This window comes from Sinorhizobium fredii USDA 205, from assembly GCF_001461695.1.
GTDB classification, from domain to species: domain Bacteria; phylum Pseudomonadota; class Alphaproteobacteria; order Rhizobiales; family Rhizobiaceae; genus Sinorhizobium; species Sinorhizobium fredii.
Genome location: NZ_AUTC01000060.1, coordinates 1 through 2,723, shown reverse-complemented (window position 1 = coordinate 2,723; position 2,723 = coordinate 1). Strand labels below are relative to the sequence as shown.

Below are 2,723 nucleotides of genomic sequence, written 5' to 3'. Positions count from 1 at the left end.
CCCGCCTCTCGGGCGCGGCTATGACGACGGGCTGATCACCGCACTCGCGGTCTGCGAGATGCTCGACCGCAATCCAGGAATAAGCATGGCCCAGCTCTACCGGGCGCTGCCGGTGACCTGGGGCTCGCCGACCATGTCGCCGCATTGCGACGATGAAGTGAAATATGCCGTGGTCGAGCGCGTCGTGGAGCGGTTCAGGACGATGCAGCGTGATGGGCTGCCGATTGCGGGTCACAAGATAGCCAACCTCGTCACCGTCAACGGCGTGCGCGTGGTGGTTGAGGACGGCACTTGGGGGCTGGTGCGGGCCTCCTCCAACAAGCCGGAGCTTGTCGTCGTGGTGGAAAGCCCGGTCTCGGAAGCGCGCCAACGCGCCATGTTCGAGGCGGTCGACCGCGTGCTCAGGGAGCATGCGGAGGTCGGTGCCTACAACCAGACCATCTAGCTGCCGGCGGTAACGGAAGGGGCGACAGAATGGTTGCGCGGATTTCCTGTTTTGTGATGAGCGGCGGCATCGGCTCACGGCTTTGGCCGCTGTCGCGCGAGGACAATCCCAAGCAGTTCCATGACCTTGCCGGCAACGGCTCCATGCTGGTCCGAACGGTGCTGCGACTGAGAGCGCGACCGGCCGGAGACACGCCGGTGAACCTGATTGCCTCGGAGCGCCATGCCGAGCGGGTGCGCGCCGATATGGCCAACATCGATCTGGCAGGCGGCCGCGCGATATTCGAGCCGATCGGCCGCAACACCGCGGCCGCCGTAGCGGTAGCCGCACTCGAGACCCTCCTCGTCCACGGCGACGGGCTGGTTCTGGTGGTGCCCTCCGACCACGAGATTTCGACGGATGAGCAGTTCTGGGACACGGTGGAAAAGGGCGTCCCGGCCGCCGAAGCCGGCAGGCTTGTCATCTTCGGCATCCCGCCGGGCCAGCCGGAAACCGGCTACGGCTATATCGAGGCAATGGGGGAGGGTGATGTTCGCGATGTGGCGCGCTTCGTCGAAAAGCCAGACCTGGAGACGGCGAAGGCATATGTGGCTGCCGGAACGTTCTTCTGGAACGCCGGCATCTTCCTGTTCCGCGCCGAGACCATGCGCGCGGCATTCCGCAAGCACCAGCCGGAAATCTGGAAAACGACTGAGCGCGCCTTCGCGGCGGCGGCGAGCGAAGTGTCGGGCACCTATCTGCCGCTCGGGCTCTATTCGGCAATACCCTCGGTGTCGATCGACTATGCCATCATGGAGCATGCCAGCGGCATCGCCATGGTACCGGCGAGCTTCCGCTGGAGCGATCTCGGCTCCTGGCAGTCGTTGCTCGACGTCAGCCGGACCGAAGCGAGCGGAAATGTGGTGATCGGCGACGTCGTCGCGATTGACTGCGAGCACTCCTACCTGCGCAGCCAGGGCCGGCTGCTGTCGGTGATCGGGCTTAAGGACATCGCGATCGTGGCGACGGCTGACGCGACCTTCGTGGCGCCGGTGGACAAGAGCCAGGACGTCAAACGCATCGTCGAGCAGTTGGAAAAGAGCGGGCGGCTGGAAACGAAGTTCACGCCAGCCCACGACCGCGTGCTGCTGCCCGGCGCCTGGCGGCAGCGGGTCGCCCACTGGTTGTTCGAAGAGACACTGCCGCTGTGGTCGACAGCGGGTGTCGACGAGCACCATGGCGGCTTCCACGAAGCGCTGAGCTTCGAGGCCGCTCCGCTGATCAGGCCGAAGCGGATGCGAACCATGGCCCGTCAGGTCTACGCCTTTTCCGTGGCCAAGTTGCGCGGCTGGGACGGCGATGCCGATCGGCTGATCGCGCACGGCATCGAATTCATGCAGAGGGGCCGTACGAAGCGCGGCGGCTGGGCGCGCGTGCTTCATGTCGACGGCACGATCGCCGACGGCTGCGAGGACGCCTACGATCATGCCTGTGTCCTCCTCGCCCTCGCCTACGCCTATCAGGCAGGCAATCCAGATGCCTTGCGGCTCGGCCAGGAGACCTTCGCCTTCCTCGACACGCATCTGGAGGACGAGAGGCTGACCGGCTTCCTGGAGACCTCCGACGGCACCGAACTGCGCCGCACGGACCCGCACATGCACCTGCTCGAAGCCTTCCTGGCCTGGCACACGGCAACCGGCGAGCGCGGCTACCTGCGCCGGGCCGCCCGCATCATCGATCTGTTCCGCAGCCACTTCTTCGACGTCGAAAGCTGGACGCTCGGGGAATATTTCGACGATGCCTGGAGGCCGGCCGCCGGCGAGCAGGGCCAATGGACCGAGCCCGGTCATCACTTCGAATGGGCCTCGCTGCTCGTCGAGTTCGTCGCCAAGAGCAGACAGACGGATCTCATTCCCTTTGCCCGCAAACTCTACGCCTCCGCGATTGCCAACGGCCTCAACCGCTCGACCGGACTGGCCTATGGCGCTGTGTCGCGCTCCGCCCTGCCACTCGATCTCATCTCGCGCAGCTGGCCGCAGGCCGAGGCGATCAAGGCCGCGATCGCGCTTGAAGGCACTGGCGGCCCAGACCTCAAGCCGGAAATCGAGGCCCGCGTTGCTCACCTGTTCCGCTGGCACATCGACCCGGCACCGCTCGGCATGTGGATCGACCGCATCGATGAAAAGGGCAGGGTCGTCGCGACCGAAGTCCCGGCGTCCATCTTTTATCACCTGGTAACGGCGCTCATGCAGTATCTCGACAAAACGGAAGGGGCGGTAATCTTCTACCAATTGCCTGC

The 2,723-nt window shown here is 65.3% G+C and carries 1 protein-coding gene and 1 pseudogene; both read left to right on the top strand.

The genetic code is table 11. The features are described 5' to 3' along the window. Positions 1 to 445, top strand: a pseudogene (locus N181_RS07970) (phosphomannomutase/phosphoglucomutase); the annotation flags it as partial. A gap of 29 nt (positions 446 to 474) precedes the next feature. Next, the coding region (locus tag N181_RS07965; protein ID WP_037436968.1) for an AGE family epimerase/isomerase at positions 475 to 2,723 on the top strand (2,249 nt) is incomplete at its 3' end.